General features: G+C 51.7%; 21 protein-coding genes and 1 tRNA gene. 14 read left to right on the forward strand and 8 right to left on the reverse strand.

Annotated elements, in window-relative coordinates:
• The 6 genes from FHS90_RS19335 to FHS90_RS19360 form a co-directional block, all read left to right on the forward strand.
• The coding region (locus FHS90_RS19335) for a BatA domain-containing protein (protein ID WP_220483108.1) at positions 1–2,057 on the forward strand (2,057 nt) is incomplete at its 5' end.
• Positions 2,041–3,327: a dihydroorotase gene (locus FHS90_RS19340; protein ID WP_182514254.1), complete on the forward strand. Its 1,287-nt coding sequence runs from the start codon at positions 2,041–2,043 to the stop codon at positions 3,325–3,327. The genes FHS90_RS19335 and FHS90_RS19340, both read left to right, overlap by 17 nt.
• A 23-nt stretch (positions 3,328–3,350) precedes the next feature.
• A complete protein-coding gene (locus FHS90_RS19345; protein WP_066837039.1) occupies positions 3,351–3,869 on the forward strand; it encodes a DUF4199 domain-containing protein in 519 nt (172 codons plus the stop codon).
• Positions 3,870–3,884: 15 nt separating this feature from the next.
• Positions 3,885–4,403: a DUF4199 domain-containing protein gene (locus FHS90_RS19350; RefSeq protein WP_066837035.1), complete on the forward strand. Its 519-nt coding sequence runs from the start codon at positions 3,885–3,887 to the stop codon at positions 4,401–4,403.
• Positions 4,404–4,408: 5 nt separating this feature from the next.
• Positions 4,409–5,377, forward strand: a complete 969-nt coding sequence (locus FHS90_RS19355) for a glycosyltransferase family 2 protein (RefSeq protein WP_182514255.1) — start codon at positions 4,409–4,411, stop codon at positions 5,375–5,377.
• Positions 5,377–6,519, forward strand: a complete 1,143-nt coding sequence (locus FHS90_RS19360; RefSeq protein ID WP_182514256.1) for a glycosyltransferase — start codon at positions 5,377–5,379, stop codon at positions 6,517–6,519. Before FHS90_RS19355 ends, FHS90_RS19360 begins: the two co-directional genes overlap by 1 nt.
• A 68-nt stretch (positions 6,520–6,587) precedes the next feature.
• On the opposite strand, the gene FHS90_RS19365 is transcribed toward FHS90_RS19360, so the two are convergent.
• From FHS90_RS19365 to FHS90_RS19395, 7 genes are all read right to left on the reverse strand, one after another.
• Positions 6,588–8,126 (reverse strand): YifB family Mg chelatase-like AAA ATPase, encoded by a 1,539-nt coding sequence (locus FHS90_RS19365; RefSeq protein WP_182514257.1) that lies wholly within the window; start codon positions 8,124–8,126, stop codon positions 6,588–6,590.
• Positions 8,127–8,327: 201 nt separating this feature from the next.
• Positions 8,328–8,993: a hypothetical protein gene (locus tag FHS90_RS19370; RefSeq protein ID WP_182514258.1), complete on the reverse strand. Its 666-nt coding sequence runs from the start codon at positions 8,991–8,993 to the stop codon at positions 8,328–8,330.
• A gap of 114 nt (positions 8,994–9,107) precedes the next feature.
• Positions 9,108–9,692 (reverse strand): D-sedoheptulose 7-phosphate isomerase, encoded by a 585-nt coding sequence (lpcA, locus tag FHS90_RS19375; RefSeq protein WP_066837022.1) that lies wholly within the window; start codon positions 9,690–9,692, stop codon positions 9,108–9,110.
• Positions 9,693–9,698: 6 nt separating this feature from the next.
• On the reverse strand, positions 9,699–10,103 hold the full coding sequence (locus tag FHS90_RS19380) for a hypothetical protein (RefSeq protein WP_066837019.1): 405 nt from the start codon (positions 10,101–10,103) through the stop codon (positions 9,699–9,701).
• A gap of 207 nt (positions 10,104–10,310) precedes the next feature.
• Positions 10,311–12,140, reverse strand: coding sequence for an ABC transporter ATP-binding protein (locus FHS90_RS19385; RefSeq protein ID WP_182514259.1), 1,830 nt, complete (start codon positions 12,138–12,140; stop codon positions 10,311–10,313).
• Between the two features lie 351 nt (positions 12,141–12,491).
• Entirely contained in the window at positions 12,492–12,800 is a 309-nt protein-coding gene (locus FHS90_RS19390; protein WP_182514260.1) for a hypothetical protein, read from the reverse strand.
• A gap of 100 nt (positions 12,801–12,900) precedes the next feature.
• Positions 12,901–14,568, reverse strand: coding sequence for a capsule assembly Wzi family protein (locus tag FHS90_RS19395; RefSeq protein ID WP_066837060.1), 1,668 nt, complete (start codon positions 14,566–14,568; stop codon positions 12,901–12,903).
• Positions 14,569–14,791: 223 nt separating this feature from the next.
• Here FHS90_RS19395 and FHS90_RS19400 point away from each other — a divergent pair, with 223 nt between their 5' ends.
• From FHS90_RS19400 to FHS90_RS19410, 3 genes are all read left to right on the forward strand, one after another.
• Positions 14,792–15,754 carry a GNAT family N-acetyltransferase gene (locus FHS90_RS19400; RefSeq protein ID WP_182514261.1) on the forward strand — a complete coding sequence of 321 codons (963 nt, stop codon included), beginning with the start codon at positions 14,792–14,794 and terminating at the stop codon, positions 15,752–15,754.
• Entirely contained in the window at positions 15,709–16,362 is a 654-nt protein-coding gene (upp, locus tag FHS90_RS19405) for a uracil phosphoribosyltransferase (RefSeq protein WP_082893705.1), read from the forward strand. Before FHS90_RS19400 ends, upp begins: the two co-directional genes overlap by 46 nt.
• 656 nt (positions 16,363–17,018) lie before the next feature.
• Positions 17,019–17,432, forward strand: coding sequence for a hypothetical protein (locus FHS90_RS19410; protein ID WP_241499062.1), 414 nt, complete (start codon positions 17,019–17,021; stop codon positions 17,430–17,432).
• A gap of 513 nt (positions 17,433–17,945) precedes the next feature.
• Here the strand turns inward: FHS90_RS19410 and FHS90_RS19415 are convergent.
• Positions 17,946–19,409: a DEAD/DEAH box helicase gene (locus FHS90_RS19415; protein ID WP_182514262.1), complete on the reverse strand. Its 1,464-nt coding sequence runs from the start codon at positions 19,407–19,409 to the stop codon at positions 17,946–17,948.
• A gap of 441 nt (positions 19,410–19,850) precedes the next feature.
• Here FHS90_RS19415 and FHS90_RS19420 point away from each other — a divergent pair, with 441 nt between their 5' ends.
• From FHS90_RS19420 to FHS90_RS19440, 5 genes are all read left to right on the forward strand, one after another.
• The gene (locus FHS90_RS19420) at positions 19,851–21,191 is read left to right on the forward strand and encodes a dihydroorotase (protein ID WP_182514263.1); all 1,341 of its coding nucleotides are present in this window, start codon (positions 19,851–19,853) and stop codon (positions 21,189–21,191) included.
• 96 nt (positions 21,192–21,287) lie between these two features.
• Entirely contained in the window at positions 21,288–21,608 is a 321-nt protein-coding gene (locus tag FHS90_RS19425; protein ID WP_182514298.1) for a type II toxin-antitoxin system RelE/ParE family toxin, read from the forward strand.
• 46 nt (positions 21,609–21,654) lie between these two features.
• On the forward strand, positions 21,655–21,960 hold the full coding sequence (locus FHS90_RS19430) for a type II toxin-antitoxin system RelB family anti-toxin (protein ID WP_246387232.1): 306 nt from the start codon (positions 21,655–21,657) through the stop codon (positions 21,958–21,960).
• A 145-nt stretch (positions 21,961–22,105) separates the two neighbouring features.
• Positions 22,106–22,179, forward strand: a tRNA-His gene (locus tag FHS90_RS19435).
• A gap of 198 nt (positions 22,180–22,377) precedes the next feature.
• On the forward strand, positions 22,378–23,304 hold the full coding sequence (locus FHS90_RS19440) for a PfkB family carbohydrate kinase (RefSeq protein WP_182514264.1): 927 nt from the start codon (positions 22,378–22,380) through the stop codon (positions 23,302–23,304).
• The last annotated feature ends 81 nt before the right edge of the window (positions 23,305–23,385 follow it).

Below are 23,385 nucleotides of genomic sequence, written 5' to 3' on the forward strand. Positions count from 1 at the left end.
GCCCCACGGGTGAAACCGCAGGGGCCTCCCTGCGTTTAAGCCCTGCCAGGGCCAACCCCCCCCTTGCCTTTGAGGCGGCACCCCGCTATATTGGGGTAAAAATGGTACAGATGTTTTTACTTACCTCAGGCGCCGCTGTTGCGTCCTTGCTTCTTCTCTTCATTCATTTCTTTGGCCTTCGGCTAAGGCAGAAACTTGAGTTTTCTCATATACAGTTTCTTTCCTCCATTCTGCATAGATCCAGATCCGTTAAAAAACTTCAAAATGTAGTTTTGCTGCTAACAAGATTACTCTTTGTTGTCTCAGCGCTTATTGCCTTTTTCCTTTTTATCTCTGATTCATCAGAACAAGAAGCTGCAGCAGGTGCAAATGCCTTGGTGCTAGTAGATGATTCATGGAGTATGAAAGGTGTTGCCAAGGTAAATGCTTTTTCAAAAGCAGAATTAATTGATCAGAAAACAACTGCTTTCCTCTCTGAAGCACAAGGCGGTAAAAATCAGAGTAGTATTGCAAATACAGATGCTCAAACTAAAAAGACATTCCGCACTTTTAGTGAGTTGGAGAACTATGTAGCACAACAAAAGAAATCTACCGCATTATTTATTATATCAGACTTTCAAAAGTCACAGTTCTCATTAGAGCAGGTAAGCACTTTTTTAAAGAGGAATTCAGTTTCACTTGTCTCTGTTCCAAGCTCCTCTTCTCCCAATTTTTTTATTGACTCTGTTTGGGTAGATCAACCTATTTATTTAGCGGGGAGTGCACTTACCGTGATGGTTAGAGTGGCGGGCAGCCAGCAATCAGAAAAAGAACAGGTGTTAATAAAAGCTTTGGTAGGTGATAAACTGGTAGGTAGCTCTCAACTTTTGTTAGAGCCACAGCAAAAAGGAATTGTCAAATTTGATTTGAAAGGGGAGGGTAATTCTGCCACTAAGCTTAAAGTAGTGGTAGAAGACACTAAGTCTCCTTTTGATAATGAATATTTTGCAGTTCTTCCTACCCCTACCTCTATTAAAATAAGAATAGGAGAAAAGGTTGAGCAGGGCCATCCAGTAGTGCAGGCTCTGGGGCAAGAAGCTGCTTTTACTTTACACAGAAAACAATCACCCTCTGCTTCCACTTGGTTTTTTGATGCATCTACCGGTAGTATCAACTCAGGTACTGCCAGAGAAATGAAAGATTGGCTTCAGCAGGGGAAATCACTGATCTTAGTGCCTGCGGTTGGGAGTCAAGACGCTCTCCTTTCTCTTCTAACTGAAATAGGTTTGAAAGGTATACGTGCAGAAGCTTCTGTGAGTAAAACCTTACATGCGCCAGACCTTAGTGATCCTTTTTTTAGATCTATCTTTGAAAAACAGGTGAGGAATATGAAAATGCCTCAGATACAGCCTCTACTTTTTTGGAACAGTGCTTTCCATACCATCTTAAAGTTTTCTGACAATAGTCCCTTCTTGAGCTCCTTTCAACTAGAGAAAGGGAAATTAAACCTTTTCTCTGCTCCTTTAGAGAAAGAAACTTCTTTTGCGGCGCATCCTTTGTTTGTGCCAGTACTGTACCAGTTGATTATAACTGATAATACAGGTTCTCCATCTCCGCTAGCCTATGCTTTAGATCAGGATGAAATTAGGCTGCCTGCTGCAGGCGCATTGGCAGCTTCCAGAGAGGGAATTACGCTTAGAAAAGATGCTCAGAATATTATTCCAGAACAGAAAGTGAGAAAAGGAGACGTTGTTATTTCTTTGCCCACAGATGTCACAATACCGGGTTTCTATGAAGTAGTAGCCGGAGAGCAGGTACTCTCAACAGTTGCGCTGAATATTCCTGGAAAGGAATCTTACTTAGAAAGTTACTCTGTGAATGAATTAGAGGAAATAGCCAAAGAGCAGGGGACAAGTATAAAAGTAGTGGAGCTGGAGGAAAATCTTCCTCTGCAAAAACTGTTTCAAAACTCAGAAAGTGGCATGTCGCTGTGGAAATATTGCCTAATATTGTGCCTGCTCTGTCTTCTGGCTGAGGTTGTCATTTTAAGTGCAAAAAAACGTGGATCACTTATTTAAAGCTGTAACCCTTGTTGATAGTTCTTCCTCCTTTAACGGGCAATCTGTTGATATTTTAATCAAAGAGGGTAGAATTCATAAGATGGATGCTTCCATATCTGAGGAAGAAGTTGGGAAAGGTGTCCAAGTTATCACAGAAGAATCCCTTTGCTGTTCAATTGGTTGGTTTGACCTTTCAGCATTTACCGGGGAGCCAGGGTATGAACACCGGGAAACACTGGATAGTTTTATGAAAGCAGCGGCCCTTGGTGGATTCACTGAAGTGGCGTGCCTTCCCAATGTGCAGCCGATGTTAGAAACAAAAGCGGCTTTGGAGCTGCTCAAACAGAAAAGTGTTGCTGCCCCTGTTCAACTACACCCCCTTGCGGCGGTAACCCATCATCTGGAAGGAAGAGACTTGGCTGAGCTGCTGGATCTGCATCAGGCTGGAGCCGTGGCTTTTTCTGACGGGTTAGTCCCTATCCAATCTGAAGATACACTTTTGAAAGCGCTGAATTACATCAAGCTGTTCAATGGCGTGTTGATGAACCACCCGGTCAATCTGAAGATAGCGGCAGGTGGTCAAATTCATGAAGGCGTGGTGAGTACGCAATTAGGTCTCAAAGGTATTCCTGCTATTGCTGAAGAGGTGCAGGTGGCGCGGGATCTTCAGTTACTGGAGTACACAGGCGGGCGGTTGCACTTTTCTCAACTGTCAACGGCTGGGGCGCTTGAAGCCGTTAGAGTTGCAAAGAAAAAAGGGCTGCAGGTTACTTGTGACGTGGCTGCGCACCAGTGTGCTTTTATTGATGAGACTATTGAACCGTTTGATACCAATTACAAAGTGTCTCCCCCCTTTAGAAGTGAGCAAGACAGACAAGCCATTATAGCAGCAATACAAGACGGTACCATTGACGCCCTTGTCTCAGCCCATACACCTTGTGATGTAGAAACCAAAGAACTGGAATTTGACTTGGCAGATGTCGGCATCATTGGTTTGCAAACGGCCTTTGCTGCTGCCGTAGGTTCTACAAAAGGCGCTGTCCCTTACACAAGGGTTGTTGAAATGTTTACCAGCGGTGCAAGGCAGGTGCTTGGTTTACCCTCACCACAGGTAGTGGAGGGCGCAGTGGCCAACCTTACTTTCTTCAACCCAGAAAAGGAGTGGCGCTTTACAGAGGAGAACAATGCCTCAGTTTCAAAGAACTCACCTTTCCTGGGTAAGACACTCATTGGTGAGGTATATGGGACTTACTTTAATGGACACTTCACGCTTAATCCAGCTTTTTAAAATAGAATCGCTCCTTTCCAGATATGTTTGACAGAGCAGTTGTAAATACCGCCATTCGTTATGGGGTCACCGGAGGGGTGGTAGGAGTGGTCTATGTGGTGTCTTTAGCATTGTTAGGGTTAGAGAACCCTTACGCAAATGTTGCAGAAGTCTCTTCTATAGTCTTTTTTATCCCTGTTTTCATTATTCTGGCTACTAAGTATTACAAAAAGTACTACGGGGCAGAAATCGGTTTTGCCAAAGCCTTTAAAGTAGGACTGGCTACTACTTTTTTTCTTGCGTTTACAACCGCCGTGCTTTTGTGTATCTTCTCTCTTCTTGCGGGAGAGGAAATGATTCAACAATATATTATATTGGAGCAGGAGAACATGAGACTGCATCAGAAGGAGTTAATCCAGATGATGGGAGAGCCAAATTACAAGTTTGCATTTGAAAAGCTGAAGGAGCTAAACGCCACAACACTGGCGCAGAGGACTTTTATGTTTAGAATGCTGGCTGGTTTTTTAACGAGTATCGTTTCTAGTGTCTTTTTTAGAAAATAACTAAAACATATTGTTATGACAGAACAAACTACCTCCCCATCATCTGTAGGCGTACGCTATGGTTTAATTACCGGTTTTATCTCGGTCATTTTTAGCCTGGTCTTATATGTCACTGAAATGCACCAGAATAAATGGATGTCAGTTCTGAGCATCCTGATTTTGGTAGCAGGTATTGTAATGGCTCATAGCTATTTCAAAAAAGAAAATATGGGGTTCATGTCTTATGGGCAAGGATTAGGAATAGGGGTGATTCTTTCGGCGGTGGCAGGAGTGTTAGGCAGTATCTTCACCTTTGTGTACGTTAAGTTTATTGACACTGGTTTTCTTGAGAAGGCGCGCAACGCCCAGATAGAGGAAATGGAAAAGAACGGGATGAGTGATGATCAGATTGAACAGGCCATGAACATGGCTGAAAAGTTTTCTGGACCAGGAATGATGTTGGTCATGGGTATTGTAGGATCAGTGGTGATAGGTTTAATCATTTCATTAATTGTTGCGGCTATCATGAAGAAAAGCCGGCCAGAGTTTGAGTAAAATACATGCAGTATAAAGTTGATATTTCTGTAGTGATTCCTCTGTTGAATGAAGCAGAATCACTACCTGAGTTAACCCAATGGATAAACCGTGTGATGGTATCACACGGTTTTATTTATGAAATCATTTTGGTGGATGATGGAAGTACAGATGCTTCCTGGCGGGTGATCCAGGAACTGGCCCAGAGGGATCAAAATTTGAAAGGCATCCGGTTTAACAGAAACTACGGGAAGTCTGCCGCCTTGAACGTTGGCTTCAAGGAAACCACGGGCAGGGTGGTGATCACCATGGATGCTGATCTGCAGGACAGCCCAGATGAGATTCCGGCCTTGTATCAAATGATAGTAGAAGAGGAGTATGACCTTGTCTCCGGCTGGAAAAAGAAAAGGTTTGACCCTTTAAGCAAAACCCTGCCCACCAAGTTGTTCAATGCCGCTACCCGTAAAATCTCCAAAATCAAACTCCATGACTTCAACTGTGGCCTGAAAGCATATGATGCCCGGGTGGTGAAGAGCATTGAGGTGTATGGCGAAATGCACCGGTATATACCAGTGATTGCCAAATGGAACGGTTTTAGCAAAATTGGGGAGAAAGTAGTACAGCACCGTGAACGGAAGTATGGCACCACCAAATTTGGGCTGGAGCGGTTCATGTACGGCTTTCTGGATTTGATGTCTATCACGTTTGTGTCTAAATTCAAAAAGCGCCCCATGCACTTTTTTGGAAGTTTAGGCTTTGTCTGCTTTCTGGTAGGTTTCCTGATCACCATGTTGCTGATTGGTGAGAAAATGTACTACTCGTTCCAGAACCTGCCCGTGCGCGATGTCACTGACCAACCTCTCTTCTTCTTAGCCTTAGTGGCGCTCATCATTGGCGTGCAGCTCTTTCTGGCCGGGTTCATGTCTGAGATGGTTTCCTTGTCTGGCAAACGTAAGAATGAGTATTTAATCAGAGATGAAATAGGGTTGGGCTAATGGCGCACATTGTACTGATTGGCCCGGCTTACCCTTTCAGGGGAGGATTAGCCACTTTTAATGAGAGGCTGGCCCGTGCCTGGCAACAGATGGGGCATCAGGTTGAAATCATCACGTTCACTACCCAGTATCCATCTGTACTGTTCCCTGGTAAAACCCAGCTGGTAGAGGGGCCTGCCCCCCAGGGAATTGATATAAAGAGAAGGCTGAGTTCTGTCAACCCCCTCACCTGGCTAGCGCTTGGCAAAGATCTGCAGAGCAGGAGGCCAGATATTATTCTCTTCAGGTATTGGCTCCCATTCATGGGCCCCAGCTTTGGGACAGTAGCCAGGTTGGCAAAGAAAAACGGCCACACAAAAGTGGTAGCGCTAACAGACAATGTAGTGCCGCATGAGAAAAGACCAGGTGATACGGCTTTTACCAAATACTTCCTGCAGGCCTGTGACGCGTTTGTAACCATGTCAGACGCGGTAATGCAGGACTTACGGTTGTTTGAGAAAAAGAAACCAGCCGTTTTTCATCCGCACCCGCTGTATGACACCTATGGGGTTGCTGTGCCACAGGCTGAGGCGCTTCAGCGCTTAGGTTTACCGCAAACGGGGAACTACCTCCTGTTCTTCGGTTTTATCAGGCAATACAAAGGCCTGGACATCCTGTTAAAAGCCATGACAGATCCTGGAATGAGGGAGCGGGACATAAAACTGATAGTAGCAGGTGAATTTTATGAGGCACCTGAACCCTATACAGAGATCATAAGAGACGGAGGCTTAGAAGACAGGGTGATCCTGAAAACAGAGTATATCCCAGATGACAAGGTGGCCCTGTATTTTTCAGCCGCTGATCTGGTGGTGCAGCCTTACCGCAGAGCAACCCAAAGCGGGGTAACTCAAATTGCCTACCATTTTGACAAACCCATGATCATTACCCGCGTGGGCGGGTTACAGGAGATGATCAAAGACCAGGAGGTAGGGTACACCGTAGAGGCAGACCCGGAGGCCATTGCTACTTCTATCTTCAGGTTCTTTGATGAAGGCCGAAGTGAGGAAATGAAAGCGAACATCCAAAAAGAAAAGCTAAGGTTCTCCTGGGGTTCCCTCGCCCAAACAATACTAGATCTGGTGGCCCCAGCAGCTAAAACCTAAGAAGGTAAGAGTACGTGCAGCTGAGCTGTTTTCGGCCTGTTTTCAGGAAAACAGGCCGAAAACAGGAATTACCCGGCCCAGCCTTCCCGGTCCAGGCTGCGGTACTGAATGGCCTCTGCCAGATGTTCAATTTTAATTTCCTCAGAGCCGGCCAGGTCAGCAATAGTGCGGCTCACTTTCAAAATACGGTCATAGGCGCGGGCAGACAAACCTAGCTTTTCCATGGCCTTTTTGAGGAGCAGCCGCCCCGCTTCATTAATGCGGCAAAGGTCTTTCACCATCTGGGGGGGCATCATGGCGTTAGAGTGAATGTCTGGGAAGGCCTCAAACCGCTTGGTCTGCCACTCCCGGGCCCGCTCTACCCGCTCCCGTATGTCAGCGCTGGTTTCAGCTTTGCGGGTGGCGGTCATCTGGTCAAAGGAGACCGGGGTAACCTCTACGTGCAGGTCTATGCGGTCCAGCAGCGGGCCGCTCACCTTGTTCAGGTACCGCTGCACCACGCCGGGGCCGCACACGCAGTCTTTCTCTGGGTGGTTATAGTAGCCGCACGGGCACGGGTTCATGCTGGCCACCAACATAAAGTTAGCGGGAAAATCAATGGTCACGCGGGCCCGCGAAATAGTGACCCGCCGCTCCTCCAGCGGTTGCCGCATCACCTCCAGCACGGTGCGCTTGAACTCAGGCAGCTCATCTAAGAATAGCACCCCGTTATGTGAAAGCGAAATCTCCCCCGGTTGCGGATTCCCGCCGCCCCCTACCAGGGCCACGTCTGAAATAGTGTGATGGGGCGCTCTGAACGGGCGCTGCGCCAGCAGAGAAGCCTGCGGTCCCAGTTTACCCGCCACTGAATGGATTTTGGTGGTCTCCAGTGCCTCGTGCAGGTTGAGGGGCGGCAGAATAGAGGGCAGACGTTTAGCCAGCATGGTCTTACCCGCGCCCGGCGGCCCAATCATAATCACATTGTGACCACCGGCGGCGGCAATTTCCAGCGCCCGTTTAATGTTCTCCTGCCCCTGCACATCAGCAAAGTCTGCGGCGTACTGGTGCATAGACGTCTGGAAGAGGTCACGCGTATCTATTTTTATAGGGGTAATCTGCTTTTCCCCAGCCAGAAAGTCAATGGCTTCTTTGAGGTTGGTGACGCCAATCACGTCCAGATTATTGACAATGGCGGCTTCCTGGGCGTTCTGCTGCGGCAGAATAAACCCTTTGAAGCCTTCTTTTCTGGCCTGAATGGCAATAGGCAATACACCTTTGATAGGCCGGAGCTCCCCATCCAGCGCCAGCTCCCCCATGATGAGGTAGCGGTCCAGCTGGTCAACCAGGAGCTGGTCAGAGGCGGCCAGAATGCCAATGGCAATGGGCAGGTCATACGCAGACCCCTCTTTCCTGACATCGGCGGGAGCCATGTTGATCACTACTTTCTGGCGCGGCATGCGGTAGCCGTGGTGCTTGAGGGCACTTTCAATGCGCTGCTCACTCTCTTTAATGGCATTGTCTGGCAGACCCACCAGAAAGTACTTGGTGCCGGGGGTAACGTTTACTTCAACGGTAATGGTAAAGGCATTCACGCCCTGTACGGCGCTCCCGAAGGTTTTAACCAACATATAATCTTGTATGCAAGGTGTTTATCTAGAGGGGAGCAACAGCAAACCCCCGCAATTAATTCCTTAGGCACGTTCTGTTTCTGGGCTGTTTTTGCCAAAACTACCTAAAACTGGCTTCAAAGACTATCAGAAGGGGTAGGGGCTTTTACGGGAGGGCCCTGCGGCCGGAAACAACCACGCCCAAAGCCAGTGTACCCCTACTTACTGCTGGTGCAGCTTGACCAGATCTTCATGAATGGGCAGGTAGGCGCTGGTGACCTCTTTGCCCTTCTGGTGGAGGATAATGGCTACACAGGTGCTGTCTGGGCCGGTGATCTCAAAGGCAAGGCCTTCCCCGGTGGCATCATAGAGGTAGGCGCGCTGCCGCCCCTGGTACTGGTAATGCGCCAGCGGCCGCACCCGGTTAAAAGCCTCTCTGATTTGCGGCAACGTACTGCCGGTGCTGAGGCCAGAAGGCACCACCTTAAAGGCCGAAGACGTAACCCGTACCTGGTGCACGCCCACTGTCTCCTGGGGCGTGCCGGTTTTCTCCCGTACCGTGTACACGTTCAATTCCTCCCGTTTTCCGCCGTTGGCGGAACTGTACCACGTTGAAAGGGACTTGCCCATGGCGGCGTTACTGGCATCTGGCTTGCCTAACGCCTCTGCTACTGCTTCTGGTGAATCATTCAGAGAGGTCTGCCCCATGCGTTCTCCCGGCACTATCTGGTATGCAGAGTCAACGGCAGGGGAGGCAGAGGGAGAACTGGTAGAATCAACCGCTGCCCCCTGTTCAGAAGCAGAGGTAGCGGTGCCTTTTTGGTCAGAGGTAGAAGTGCCGCAGGAAAGGCAGCCGCAAAGAAGCAGGCAGTATAGGAATGGGCGCATGAGCGTAACGTTTTTAAAGTATACTCTGCTCACGGGTGAAGGGATGCCAGCGGTCAGGAGATTTTTTCTGTTTTGGGGCTGTTTTGGCCAAAACAGCCCCAAAACAGAATGGCCCTAGGCCATGTGCTTCTCCAGCAGCAGAATCAGAATATGAATCACTTTGATATGGATTTCCTGAATCCTGTCGGCGTAGCCGAAATGGGGAACCCTGATTTCTACGTCACTAAGCCCAGCCAGCTGGCCGCCGTCTTTGCCGGTGAGGCTCACCACGTGCACCCCTTGGTCGCGGGCCACCTGGGCGGCTTTAAGGGCGTTTCCTGAGTTCCCGCTGGTACTGATGGCCAGCAGCACATCACCGGGTTTGGCCAGCGCCTCTACGTAGCGGGAAAACACCTGGTCATAGCCAAAGTCATTAGAGACACAGCTCATGTGGCTGGGGTCTGCAATGGAGATGGCGGCCATGGGCGCACGGTTTTCGCGGTAGCGGCCGGTGAGTTCCTCAGCGAAGTGCATGGCGTCACACATAGAGCCGCCGTTGCCGCAGGAGAGGATTTTGCCGCCATTTTTCAGGCTGTGCGCCATGAGTTGGGCGGCCTGCTCAATGCTGGCAATAGTGGTGGGCTGGGCTAAAAAGTCTGCCAGAACTTGTTGGGCCTGCTGTAGCTCCTGCAGAATGAGGTCAGAAGAAGTAGGGTTCATGTGGGTTTAAGGTAATGGGCGGTGGTGGTTGGGTTTCGCCAGATGGTTTGGGTCTCTGGTTGGGTCAACGGCGGGCGGGGGCACAGTATTGTCCAGCGGTGGGGCTGGCGTTTGTGCGGCGGCCTCAGTGTTTAGCCGCTGGTCATACAGTTTGGCTTTGAGTTCTGTCAGTTGGCGGTGCTCTAGAGCTAACCCCCGTTTTAGTGTGGCAATATACGCGTTTTCTACCAAGAGTTCAGCCAGAAGCAGAAGGACACCTGCCCAAAGCAGCCTCCGGTAAAAGGCGGCGGCGTCTGCCATGTCAAACAGCGCCACAAACTTGTCTACGCTCAAGATGCGCAGCAGAAACAGCAGGGCAATGATCAGGTACGCCATCACCGCTATATTGATTATTTTCTTCAGGGTCTCCATGTCATAAGGTGTCTAAACATTAGATATAATGAATATTCTACTCTTTACGGGAGAACCTGAGAAATCGGTACAAATGAGGGGAAGGGATAAAGAGAGGAAGTCTGTTTTTGGCCTGTTTTCTGAAAACCAGGTCAAAAACAGACTTCCTCTGTAGGGGTTGCTGATTCTTCTGATGTCAACACGTCGCAACCAGCAATCTACCCTTCATCAGGTGTTCTGCATCTGGGTGAGCTTGTAGTACAGGCCGCCTTGCTCTACCAGTTGCGCATGGTTGCCGCGCTCTACAATACGCCCCGCCTGCAAGACAATAATCTCATCTGCGTGCTGAATGGTGCTCAAACGGTGGGCAATCACCAGAGAGGTGCGGTTCTTCATGAGGTTGGTCAGGGCCTCCTGCACCAGCTTCTCAGACTCGGTATCCAGCGCCGAGGTGGCCTCATCCATGATCAGGATGGGCGGGTTCTTGAGAATAGCGCGGGCAATGCTCAGGCGCTGCCGCTGACCTCCAGACAATTTGCCGCCGCGGTCGCCAATCACGGTCTGGTAGCCGTCTGGGCTCTGCATGATGAACTCATGGGCGTTGGCAATTTTGGCCGCGGCTATGACTTCGGCCTCTGTGGCGTCTGTTTTGTTAAAGGCAATGTTGTTGAAGATGGTGTCATTGAACAGGATAGACTCCTGGGTCACAATCCCCATCTGCTCTCTGATTGAATGCAGGGTGCAGTCACGCAGGTCATGGCCGTCAATGGTGATGGCGCCCTGGGTGGGGTCATAGAAACGGGGCAGCAGGTCGGCCAGCGTTGACTTTCCGCCGCCAGACGGCCCTACCAGCGCCACGGTCTTCCCTTTGGGGATGCGCAGGTTGATGTCCTGCAGAATAGGGTCATCCGCATAGCGGAAACCAACGTTTTTGAAATCAATCTCCTGAGTGAAAGACGGCAGAACCCTGGCGTTGGGCTTGTCCCTGATTTCGGGTTGGGTGTCAATCAGGGCCAGTACGCGCTCACCGGCCACCAGGCCCCGCTGTATGTTGCTGAAGGCGTTGGAGATGGCTTTTATGGGCACCAGCACCTGGGAGAACAGTGCCAGGTAAGCCACCAGCATAGGGCCGGTCAGGTCAGAGTTCCCGGCAAGAATGATAGAGCCGCCAAAGTACAGAATACCCGCCACCACGGTCACGCCCATAAACTCAGAGAACGGCGAGGCCAGGCTGCGCTTGTTGTTCATGGAGGTGATGATGTGCGCGTAGCGGTTGTTGCTCTGGTTGAATTTGTCTATCACATACGGCTGGGCGTTGAAGCCTTTGATCACCCGCAGGCCGCCAAGGGTTTCATCAATAATGCCCAGAATGGTGCCCAATGATTCCTGCCCTTCAGAAGACTGCCTTTTGAGTTTTTTGGCAATGCTGGAGATGATGAGCCCAGACACCGGCAGCACCAGCAGACTGAAGAACGTAAGCTTAGGCGACAGGTAAAACAGCACCCCAAAATAGCCAAACAGGTAGAACGGTTCCCGGAACAGCACATTGAGGGTGCTGACCACTGAGTTTTCCACCTCCTGTACGTCATTGGTGAGGGTAGACATGATGTTGCCCTTGCGCTGGTTGGAGAAAAAGCCCAGCTGCAGTTGCGTAATGCGCTCATACACCTGCTGCCGCAGGTTCTTCACCACGCGGGCCCGTACCACGCCTTCAATGCGCAGGCCTATGTACCTGAAAACATTAGAAAGCAGCACTGAGCCAATCAGCAGGAAGCAGATGAACTTGAGCGCGCCCATAGTGCCCTGTGCCTGCACCACCTGCCCAAAATAGTAGTTGAAAAACTGCTTGGGCCAATCAAATGAAAGTTCAAAGGCCGGTGGGGCCGTAGGGATCACCCTGTGCGCCTCAACCTGGTCAAACAGCACCGTCATGAGTGGGGCCAGCAACGTAAAGTTCATGACCCCAAAAATGGTAGCCAGCAGCGTAGCAATGGCATACCCCGGTACGTACTGGCTAAATGGCCGCGCAAAGTTTAATATGCGGAAATAAGTTTTCATTACGGCAAAGGTACGGCTTTGAATTCTAAAACAGCATACCGCGCCGGCCACTCGTTTTAGGGCTGTTTTCTGGAAAACAGGCCCAAAACAGGAACGCTTTGATCAGCAGGTTTTCCTCCTGAGGGTGCCGTGTCACTTTCTCATAGCGTCTTCTGGAAAGGATAGAGTTCCCCTTTTGTTTGCAGGAGGCCAGGGAAGGGGTCGTTTGTTTAAGAGCGTGTTTCCATTTCTCTTTTACGCTGCAAACGGGCCTCAGCAGAACCTGACCTGGCAGTTGCCTCGCACCATAGCGCTGCTATGCTCCTCAAAAAACCATAGAAGAACCTTTTGCTCCCCGTTTGCAGCGCAAAATCAAAATTTAAACATGCTATTTAGGCCGGTAATATCTTTGAGTTTCTCTTTTGCCTGGTTGGCCATGTTGTCTATGATGGTAACGTGATCAGTATCCCTGGTAATACCGGTAGGGACTTCAAACTGAAGTTTTTCTGCCAAAGGCGCGGGCCGGTTCATGACAAAGGCGGCGGTTTGCTCAGAATATTTTTCCCTTGCCTGCTCAGCCGTGAGCCTGCCGTACACAATTCCATGCATCAGGTTCAATGCCAGAATGTTGGCCGCCTCCATGTCACAGCGGGCAGAGACTTCACCCTTGGTGCGCTCCACAATGACGCTGCCGTCAAACTTTGCCAGCTCTGAGAACTTCTCTATGGCATACCTGGGGCTAAGTTCCTGCCTTTATGCTTTTTAGAGGGCGGTAAATTATTTAGAACTCATACTGCCGCTGCGGAATGTTCCACCGCAGGGAGATGGCAGAGAAAGCCGATTTCTGGTCAAAGGCATTATCAGCGGCGTTGGCGCGGCGCAACACCTGCGTCACGTCAATGTTCAGGTTGTGCAGCAGCTGGTAAGACAGGTTCACCTCGCCGTAAAGCTGGTCTGTCTGTACGCCGCTGCCAATGCTGTAGCCGTAGTCACCGTTGCGGGTGGTGTAGGGCTTGAGCACGTTGCCGCCAAAGTTGCTGTTCACATTGCGCGGCTCCGGGTCCTGGCCGTAGCGGGTGGCAATGGCCTTGGCGGTGAGGGTGAGCCTGGGCACCGGCTGGTACCGCACAATAGCCACGGCCTCTGCCAGGTTAGCCCCCAGCGGGTGCGCCAGCGGCTGCTGGTAGTGCTGGTAGTTGGTGTACGGGGCCTCGTGCTGGTAGGTGAACGGGCGCACCACGTTGATCTCCCCGTGTAAGTCTAAATTTGAAACCCCAAACGCATCAATGTACTTGGCCCCACCTTGTATGGCGTATTTGTTGCCCCACCAGCCGTTCCCGGCTTTGATTTCGCTCAGCAGGAACTCATCCAGCACCAGCTGGCCGTACAGTTGCACCCGGTTGTAGATGTTCCACTTGAAGTCTGCCCCCAGCAAAGCATTGTCTTCTGAACCCAATGCCTGCTCAATGGCGCGGTAGAAGATAAGCGGGTTCAGGTACTGCAGCTCAAACCGGCCTTTGTCCCGCCCAAAGATGGTAGACTCAAACACGCCCACGTTCAGGTTGGGCAGCAGGTTGATGCTGAGGTGGTGCAGGGTCATGTACTTCTTGGGGTACAGCTGGTCACGGCGCTCATGGTCAGCGGTGAGCTCAGCGTAGAGGTTGGTGTACTGCAGTTTCCAGACCTGGGTCTGCAGCTTCAGAAAGAAATATGGGGCAGAGTAGTTGGAGAGGATCAGGGACCGGAACCCGTTGCCAATAAAGTGGCGGTCATGGCCCAGCATCACGCTGATGTGCTTGGTGGCCTGGTAATTGACATAGCCCCTGGCCGAAAAAAAGTCATAGCCGCCGTCTTTGAACGGTTTCCAGTAGGCCTCATGCGGCACAATGGTGTCACGGGCAATACGGTGGTTCACCCAGCCGGGGAAGAACGCCTGGTTGTCGGCCAGAAAAGTGTAAAAGCCCAGTTTGTCATCCAGGGAGCCTTCTACCTGCACCCCCCGCGAATTGAGGTAGCGCAGCCCGTCGGTCTCATTGTCTTCACCGGCCTGCAGGCCCAGCACGGGGTTCACGCGCAGGGTGAACTCTGGGCTCTCATAGCTGTAGAAATCAGATTTCTTCTCATAGAAGTACCGCAGGAGCGTGCGGCGGCTGGTGTTGTCGCGGTCATGGCGGGTGTAGTTCCAGTTGTCATTGAGCAGGTAGTTGATGTTGTACTCGTCTGCCTCAGACTTGTCGCTCAGGTCCTGCTCGGCAGACTCGGCCAGCGTAGCCACCCGGGCGCGGCCGTAGGGTTTGAACGAAGTGTGCAGGTTCTCTGGGTTGTACTTGATGTGGTAGCGGTCAATGACCCGGTACACCTGCTGGTCCAGCGGCACGGTGGCGTCCTGGGCGTACGCCGGCAGGCATATGGTCAGGCTGAGGAAAAGCAGCGGTAGTATGTTTTTCATATCAAGGGAATCTTGCGTGAAGATACTAGAATTTTGTGCGTGTACTCGTTGCAGGCCCCGGGGGTTGCTTTCAGGGGCCATTGCTCCCCAGGTTTTGGGGCGGAAGCGCGTTTTCCTGTTTTTGGCCTGTTTTTTCAAAAGTAGGCCCAAAACAGGAAGTGCCATCGGCTTTAGCCGAGGTGCTTTGCCCCAACTGACGCTCTAAACCCGTATCTTGCCCCAGATGATACAACTGCTGCGCCACCATGAGATTGACCCCGGGCGGTGGGAGGCCTGTCTGCAAAACGCAGAGCGGCCACTGGTGTACGCGCATTTCTGGTATTTGGAGGTGGTGGCGCAGGGGCAGTGGGAGGCGCTGGTAGAGGTTCTGGACGGGGCTTATGTGTCACTGTTCCCGCTTCCGGTGAAAACCGCATTTGGACTGGACTTCCTGTACCAGCCGTTCTTTACGCAGCAGCTGGGGCTGTTCACCACGCCCGCCAGCCAGCACCGGGATGTAGCGGAGTATGTGGCTAACCTCCCGGCCCACTACGCGCAGGGGCAGTACCAGATGCCCCAGATACCGGCACAGCCGAACGAGGGGAAAGCAGCATGGGGGCACCGGCTTAGAACCAACTATGAGCTGGCCCTGGACCGGCCTTATGACCAGCTGCGGCAAGGCTATTCCCTTAATCTGCGCCGCAACCTGAAAAAGAACAGCCCGCTGGAGGGGCTACGGCCGGGAACCACAATAGAGCCCTTGCTGCACCTGTTCAAAGCCACCAAAGGAAGAGAACTGCCTGAGCTGAAGGAGCGGCACTACCGTCTGCTGGCGCAGCTGTACCGGCGGGCGCAGCAGGAGGGGGTGGGCCAGCTGTGGGAGGTGGAGCAGCAGGGAGAGCTGCTGGCCGCGGCGTTGCTGCTGGTTACCGGTTCACGTACCACGTTCCTGCTTGGGGCCAGCTCTACCCAGGGCCGGAAGCAGAACGCTATGGCCCTCTTGCTTGACCAGGCTGTGCAGCGGGAGGCGGACTCAGGCAAAACCTTTGATTTTGAGGGCAGTGACGTGCCCGGCGTGGCTAAATTTTACGCGGGCTTTGGTGCGAAGCCCGTCCCCTATCTATCTTTATACTTCAAACGTCATAAACGTACTTTCCGCCAATGGATCTTCAACGCCTGCACATCCTTAGTCAAACGCCTTCGCTAGCCAACCAATTCATCTCTGAGCTGCGCGATGTCACGGTACAGAAAGACAGCCTGCGGTTTAGACGCAATCTGGAGCGGCTGGGGGAAATCATGGCGTACAGAATCTCTGAGACCCTCCCGTTTGAGGCCAGAACCGTACAGACGCCCCTGGAAGAGACAGAGCAAATGCTGCTGCAGGATTTTCCGGTGCTGGCCACGGTGCTGCGCGCGGGGCTGCCGTTCCACCAGGGGTTCCTGAACTACTTTGACCACGCTACCTGCGCCTTTATTGGCGCCTACCGGGTGGAGGGGGAGCGCCAGCTGTCTGTGCACCTGGATTATATGGCCGCCCCCAGCCTGGAGAACAAAATCCTGATTCTGGCTGACCCCATGCTGGCCACCGGCAAATCTTTGATTCAAACCTACCGCGATCTGTTGCGCCTGGGTACGCCAACCCGTTTCATCATTGCCGCTGTAATTGCCAGCCCTGAAGGCGTAGCCCACATTCACCATGAAATACCTGAGGCCGAAATCTGGGTAGGGGCCCTGGACGAGCGCCTGAATGACCATGCCTACATTGTGCCGGGCTTGGGAGACGCCGGGGACCTGGCGTTTGGGGCAAAAAAGTAACCGCCCCGGCTGATTGCTTCTTTCTTCCCCCTGGCCTTGTGCCGGTTCTGGGGAATTCCCTTGCCTGGGCATTGCCCAGAACAGCTTAGGGGTGGGCCGGGTTGAATCTCTTGCCAGCTTCTTGTGCCTCTTTGGCCTTAGCGCTGGTTTGCGGGCAAAAGGTGGTTTTCTGTAAGCCGAAGCGGAGTGATGTCATTCAGTGATGCACGGGTGTCTCGTTCGCCTGTAGGCGGCTGGTTTAGGCCTGATTTCTTAAAAGTAGCTCCAAAACAGAAAGCCTATTGCCCGTGGGGCCAGGCAATTTGTGAGGGAATCATAGCATTCAGCAGGTCCATACTTTTACCGCTTGCCGCCAGCTATTTGATTGCCATGAAGAAAGAGCATGTTCGCTGCAAACGGCATAAAAAGAACCTGCGCTCGCACTTTTACCACCTTGCAGCGCGGTTCAGAAGCTGCTTGGGCAGCACCTTTCTCTGGTATTTTAGCCAGTAAAATCAAAACTTAAGCAGGCTCTAAGTATTTTTGGAATCAGCAAGTGCCTTTTTCTGCCTTAGTCTGCGTATAGTTTATGTTAGCGTTTCCGGTAGTTTAATGGTCAAAGGGGATAAATGATAGCTGCAGCTTTAAAGTATTTTTCTGTTTTTCTGCTTAGCACCGTGAAGTTTATTGGCGGGCCTTTGGCCGGGATGGCCATGGGGCTTTCCTTTGGCGCCACGCTGGCACTCACTGTGGCGGGCATGATGACCAGTGTCTTCCTGTTTTCGCTCATTGGCACGGCGGTGCACAAACAGTACATGGTGCGGCAGCGGGCTAAGAACAAGTCACTGTTCAGTAAGAAGAACCGCCGCATTGTGAAAGTCTGGAGGCGGTTTGGCATGTCAGGCATTGCTTTCTTAACGCCGGTTATTCTCACGCCCATTGGGGGCACGGTGCTGGCCTCAGTGCTGGGGGTCTCCAAAAGCAGAATTGTGTTGCACATGCTCTGGAGCGCGGTCTTCTGGGGCTTTTCCTTGACCTTGATCTTGTTTAAGCTGAGCCACCTGCCTTTTCTGCAGCGGTTTTTGGAGTAAAGCTGGCCTTTACCAGAGAAGTATTTCAACTTTCTTAATGCCAGGTTCCTGCTTTGTACGCCTTCCCGAGCGTCCCCCTTTGAAGGGGGATGGATGCCGAGGCAAGTTGAAGAACCATTAGCTTCTGATAATTGAAATGAGAAGACGATTCTCGGGAATGCGTAATCTGCACGAATACATCTGCAGAAGTAATCATCCCCCTACCCCCTTCAAAGGGGACGCTCGGGAAGGCGTGGATGAAATTAGGGAAGCGTTGAGAAGAGAAAACTAAGTTTCTTACCGTAGGGAATTTTCTGTTTTGGGGCTGTTTTGGCCAAAACAGCCCCAAAACAGAAAAGGCTTTTTTTGGCCTCCTAGAAAAATTTTAGGAAACAGTGAGCAGACTGCACTAACGGTTACAGTCAGCCTCTCCAATCCTTCCCGAGTGGAAGAAATTGGAGTGGCTGACTGTTGAACTTAATGGCTGTTGAAGGCTGATTCCGCTTTAGCGGGAAACAGCCCTCAACCACTGTCTTACTTATTTCGGCTCTTGCGTTTGCTGGCGCCGCCAGACTTGGTTTTTTTCCAGCCGGCCTTTTTCTTGTCCCGCACCTTGGCGCCTTTGCCAATGTTCTCGCGGGGAGGCCGTGATTTCTTCTCATGGAAGGCGCCTTTGAAGTCAGGGTCTTCGCGGCGTTTCTGGTTGTCCAGCTCACGGGCAATCTCCTGCTGCTCATCAAACGGCGTATCATACACTTTCACCTCCTGCGGCAGCGGAACCATAGGAATCTTCATCTTGATGAGCTTCTCAATGCGGTCAATGTGGTGCATTTCGGCTTCATTGGCGAAGGTGATGGATGCTCCCTTCTTTTCGGCCCGGCCGGTGCGGCCAATGCGGTGCACGTAGTCTTCATAGATGATGGGCACGTCAAAGTTGATCACGTGGCTCACATCATCAATGTCAATGCCGCGGGCGGCTACGTCAGTGGCCACCAGATAGCGCACTTCGCCGTCTCTGAACGCCTCAACGGCATTAATGCGCGTGTTCTGGCCTTTGTTGCCGTGTACCACGCGCACGCCGCCTTCGCCCTTGCGGTCCAGGAAAGAGCTCACGTTGTCAGCGTTGCTTTTGCTGCGGGTAAAGATCATGACGCGGTTGAACGTCTCCTTGTCTTTGAAGAGGTGCTCCAGCAGCGCAATCTTGGTGCGCAGGTTAGGCACCTGGTACAGTTTCTGGCTCACCGTCTCCACAGGCGTGGCCTGCGGCGTCACTTCTACCACCATGGGGAACTCCAGGAACTCCTCAGACAGGGTGTGCACGCGCTCGTGCATGGTAGCCGAGAAAAGTAAGTTCTGCCGCTTACGCGGAATGATCTCCAGAATCTGGCGTATCTGCGGCATAAAGCCCATGTCCATCATCTTGTCGGCCTCGTCCAACACCAGGGTTTTTAGTTCCTTCAGTACCAGTTCGCCTTTGCGGTAGATGTCCATGAGGCGGCCGGGCGTGGCCACCAGAATGTCAATGCCCGCCTGTATGCGCTCAATTTGGCTTTTGGGCCCCACGCCGCCGTAAATGCCCACGGTGCGTAAATCTAAGTAAGCACTGAATTTATGGATGTTCTCCTCAATCTGCAGCACCAGCTCGCGGGTAGGCGCTAAGATCAGCGCACGCGGGTGCTTGCCCTGCGCGTATTTCACCTTCATGAGCAATGGCAGCACGTAGGCGGCAGTTTTGCCCGTGCCCGTCTGCGCAATGCCCATCACGTCATGTCCCGCCAGCGCCAGCGGAATGGTCTGCGTCTGCACCGGCGTGGGTTTTTCATAGCCCAGTTCAGTGATGGCGTTCAGGAGCTGCTTGTTCAGCTTGAAGTCCTCAAAGCTGGGCTGCGGCTCGCCTTCGGCCTCGTCTGCTGCTTCCGGTTCTGTTTCTGCCGAAGGTTCTGCGGGTATGGTTTCGTCCTGCTCGGGTGTCAGGTTTTCGTTTTCTTCGTCTATCATCAGGGCAAAGGTACGGAAATGAATCTTGGTCTTTTCTATCTTACGTTTTCGGGCTGATTTTGGGAAAACAGGCCGGAAACGGAAGAGGTAGCAGCCGTTATAATTTTAAAAACCAGGCGTTTTAAGTAATGGCGGCAAATTCTCCTCCTCAGAGGGGCAGGGGTGGGTTTCATGCGCGGGCTATTGCTTGACCGCTTGCTCAAAAGACCTCGCAGCGTCTTCCAGACCTGCGAGCGTCTGTGCCAGCTTTCTTACTGGAGTCTGGAGACTCCACACCTCCTATGTCACGAGTCTGGAGACTCGCGCCAGTTCCTGAACTCCAACCTGCGGAAATCCCAAGTCCACATAATCCAGGGGCAGCCCCCTTGCCGTTTTTGGGCTGTTTTCAGAAAAACAGGTCAAAAACGCCTGACTTACGCGCGTGGGGTTTATTTTAGCCGCATGAACAGCAGCATCCTGATCAAAAACGCCCAACTGGTCAATGAAGGCCAGATCCTGTCGGCCGATGTCTTGGTGAAAGACGGTTTTATCCACACCATTGGCCAGAACCTGAACGCCGTGGCAGACACGGTCATAGACGCCAGGGGCCAGTACCTGCTGCCCGGCGTCATTGACGACCAGGTTCACTTCCGGGACCCCGGTTTAACTCACAAGGCAGATCTGTACACAGAGCCCAGGGCAGCCGTGGCCGGGGGCGTGACCACGTTCATGGAAATGCCCAACACCGTGCCCAATGCCACCACCCAGGAACTGCTGCAGCAGAAGTATGACACGGCGGCGCAGAAGTCACTGGCCAACTACTCGTTCTTTATGGGCGGCACCAATGACAACCTACAGGAGATCCTGAAAACCGATCCGCGCACCGTGTGCGGCATTAAGCTGTTCATGGGCTCCAGCACGGGCAACATGCTGGTAGATGACCCAGATACCTTGGAGGCAATTTACAGGCAGAGCCCCATGCTCATAGCCACGCACTGTGAAGACGAGGCCACCATCAGGGCCAACATGCAGAAATACACAGAGCAGTACGGCGAGAACATTCCGGTGAGTGCGCACCCAGAGATCAGAAGCGTGGAGGCCTGCTACAAATCCAGCAGCATGGCCGTGGAGCTGGCCAAAAAGCACAACACGCGCCTGCACATCCTGCACATCAGCACGGCTGAGGAGCTGGAGCTGTTCAGAAATGATATTCCGCTGGAGCAGAAGCGCATCACCGCCGAAGTCTGCGTGCACCACCTCTGGTTTGACGCGTCACAGTACCAGACGCTGGGCTCGCAGATCAAATGCAACCCCGCCATCAAAGAGGCCCGCCACAAAGAGGCGCTGTTCCAGGGGCTGCTGGACAACAGACTGGACATCATCGCCACCGACCATGCCCCGCACACCTGGGAAGAGAAACAGGCGCCTACCTATAAAGGAGCGCCGTCTGGCTTGCCGCTGGTACAGCATTCGCTGCAGGTAATGCTGTCTTTCTACAAACAGGGCAAGATCTCACTGGAGCGGGTGGTGGAGAAAATGTGTCATGCCCCGGCCATCTGTTTCCAGGTGGAGAAGCGCGGATTCATACGCGAAGGCTACTGGGCTGATCTGGTGCTGGTGGACCTGGAGCAGAGCTATACCGTTAAGCGGCCAGATGTCTATTATAAGTGCGGCTGGTCGCCGCTGGAAGGGCAGGAGCTGGCGGGCGTGGTGACGCATACCATTGTCTCTGGGCATTTGGCGTACCAGAACGGACAGTTTGATGAGCGTAAGAAAGGCGAGCGGGTGTTGTTTAGTAGGTAGGGTCACTCTGTCTTGTTGTTGCATGGGAAGTATTTCTCATGGCTTTTTTATTGTTCCATTATTCGTTAACTTTGTAAAGGGAAGCCCGTAAGAAGAATTATATTCTATCAGCATCATTTTCAGGAGTTCTTCGACAAGCAAACGGAGAAAGTGAAAACCAAAATTGATGAGGTGCTCTTGTTGATAACAATCATTGAAAGGGTGCCGGAAAAATTCCTTCAGCACTTAGAAGGAACAGACGGGTTCTATGAGGTGCGGGTAGAATTGGGTAGCAGCATCTTTAGGATTTTCTGTTGCTTTGACGAAGGGAAATTAGTTGTGCTTTTCAACGGTTTCCAGAAAAAGACACAGAAAACGCCAAAGGCGGAAATAGAAAAAGCAACGAAACTTAAAGCAGAATATTTCGGGCAAAAGTAAAACTCAAATCTAAAGGAGGCGGCAACTCAACCAATACGGCAGAAAGATGATGAGTACAAAGAACAATACTATCACAACCTTTGAAGAGCACTTAGATAAACGCTATGGTGAATTAGGCTCTTTGAAGAGGACCGAATTTGAAATTAAAGCCAAAGCATTTGCCATTGGAGAGGTTCTCAAGGAAGAAAGGAAACTGGCAAAGATGACACAGGAACAACTGGCTGAAAAGACAGGGACAAAAAAGAGCTTTATATCAAGAATAGAAAACGGCCATAGCGACATACAGCTCTCTACCCTTTACCGAATTTTTGAACAAGGCTTAGGGAAGCGGGTAAATCTGATTTTCAGCTAAGAAAGAACCAATAGCCAATGATAGTCAGCTAAGTAACCGGCTGCAGCTGTATTATAATGCAACAAGCAGGAAAATTTAAGCAAAATTATTCGTCTAAACTTGCATTGAATACCCAAAGCCGCTACTTTTGCTCTCCAATTACACGGTGGCCGTAGTTCAGCTGGTTAGAGCACCAGATTGTGATTCTGGAAGTCGTGGGTTCGAACCCCATCGGCCACCCAAAAAGCTCCTGATTCGTCAGGGGCTTTTTTTGTTTTCGGGCTGTTTTTAGTATCAAGTAGCAGGTATCATGTATCAAGACTAAGGTTGAGAATACAAAACTTGTGGAGAATAGGTACTTTTACACCTAAGAATAAGAAATGTCGTGCTACGCGATACGTGCTACTTGCTACGTCCCTCGCATATAAGAGAAAAAATATGAGTCTATTAGTCATTGGGTCAGTAGCGTTTGATGCGCTGGAAACGCCGTTCGGGAAACGGGAGAAGATCATCGGCGGCGCCGGAACCTTCATTTCTTTGTCTGCAGCCAACTTTGTGCAACCGGTGAACCTGGTGAGCGTGGTGGGCGGCGATTTTCTGAAGTCAGACATTGCCATGATGCAGGGCAAGGGCATCAACACAGACGGGCTGCAGATCAAGGAGAATGAGAAGTCGTTCTTCTGGTCGGGCCGGTACTTCAATGACATGAACAGCCGCGAGACGCTGGTGACTGAGCTGAACGTGCTGGGCGACTTTGACCCGATTATCCCGGAGAGCTACCAGGACTGCCAGTACCTCATGCTGGGCAACCTGGCCCCGCAGGTGCAGCGGCAGGTGATTGAGCGCCTGCACAACCGCCCCAAGCTGGTGGTCATGGACACCATGAACTTCTGGATGGACATTGCCCTGGAGGAGTTGATCCAGACCATTGGCATGGTAGACGTGCTGAGCATCAATGACGAGGAAGCCCGCCAGCTGAGCAAAGAATATTCTTTGGTGAAAGCCGCCAAGAAGATCATGGCCATGGGGCCCAAGTACCTCATCATTAAGAAAGGCGAGCACGGGGCGCTGCTGTTCCACGGGGAGGAAGTGTTCTTCGCGCCGGCCTTGCCGCTGGAAGAGGTGTTTGACCCCACCGGGGCCGGTGATACGTTTGCGGGCGGTTTTATTGGTTATCTGGCCTCAACAGATGACATCAGCTTTGAGAACATGAAGCGGGCGGTGATCCACGGGTCGGCCATGGCGTCTTTCTGCGTGGAGCAGTTTGGCACCGAGCGTCTGGTAGATTTGCAGCCAGATGAGGTGGTGCAGCGCGTGCTGGAGTTTGTGAAACTGGTGAATTTCCAGCCGCAACGCTTGTCATAAAAGCCGTTTTCGGCCTGTTTTCTGAAAAACAGGCCGAAAACGGCAGAAAAGCCCCGGCTAGAGAATGAACCACTCTAGCCG

Origin of the sequence: Rufibacter ruber, from assembly GCF_014138425.1 — a bacterium.
Lineage (GTDB): Bacteria > Bacteroidota > Bacteroidia > Cytophagales > Hymenobacteraceae > Nibribacter > Nibribacter ruber_C.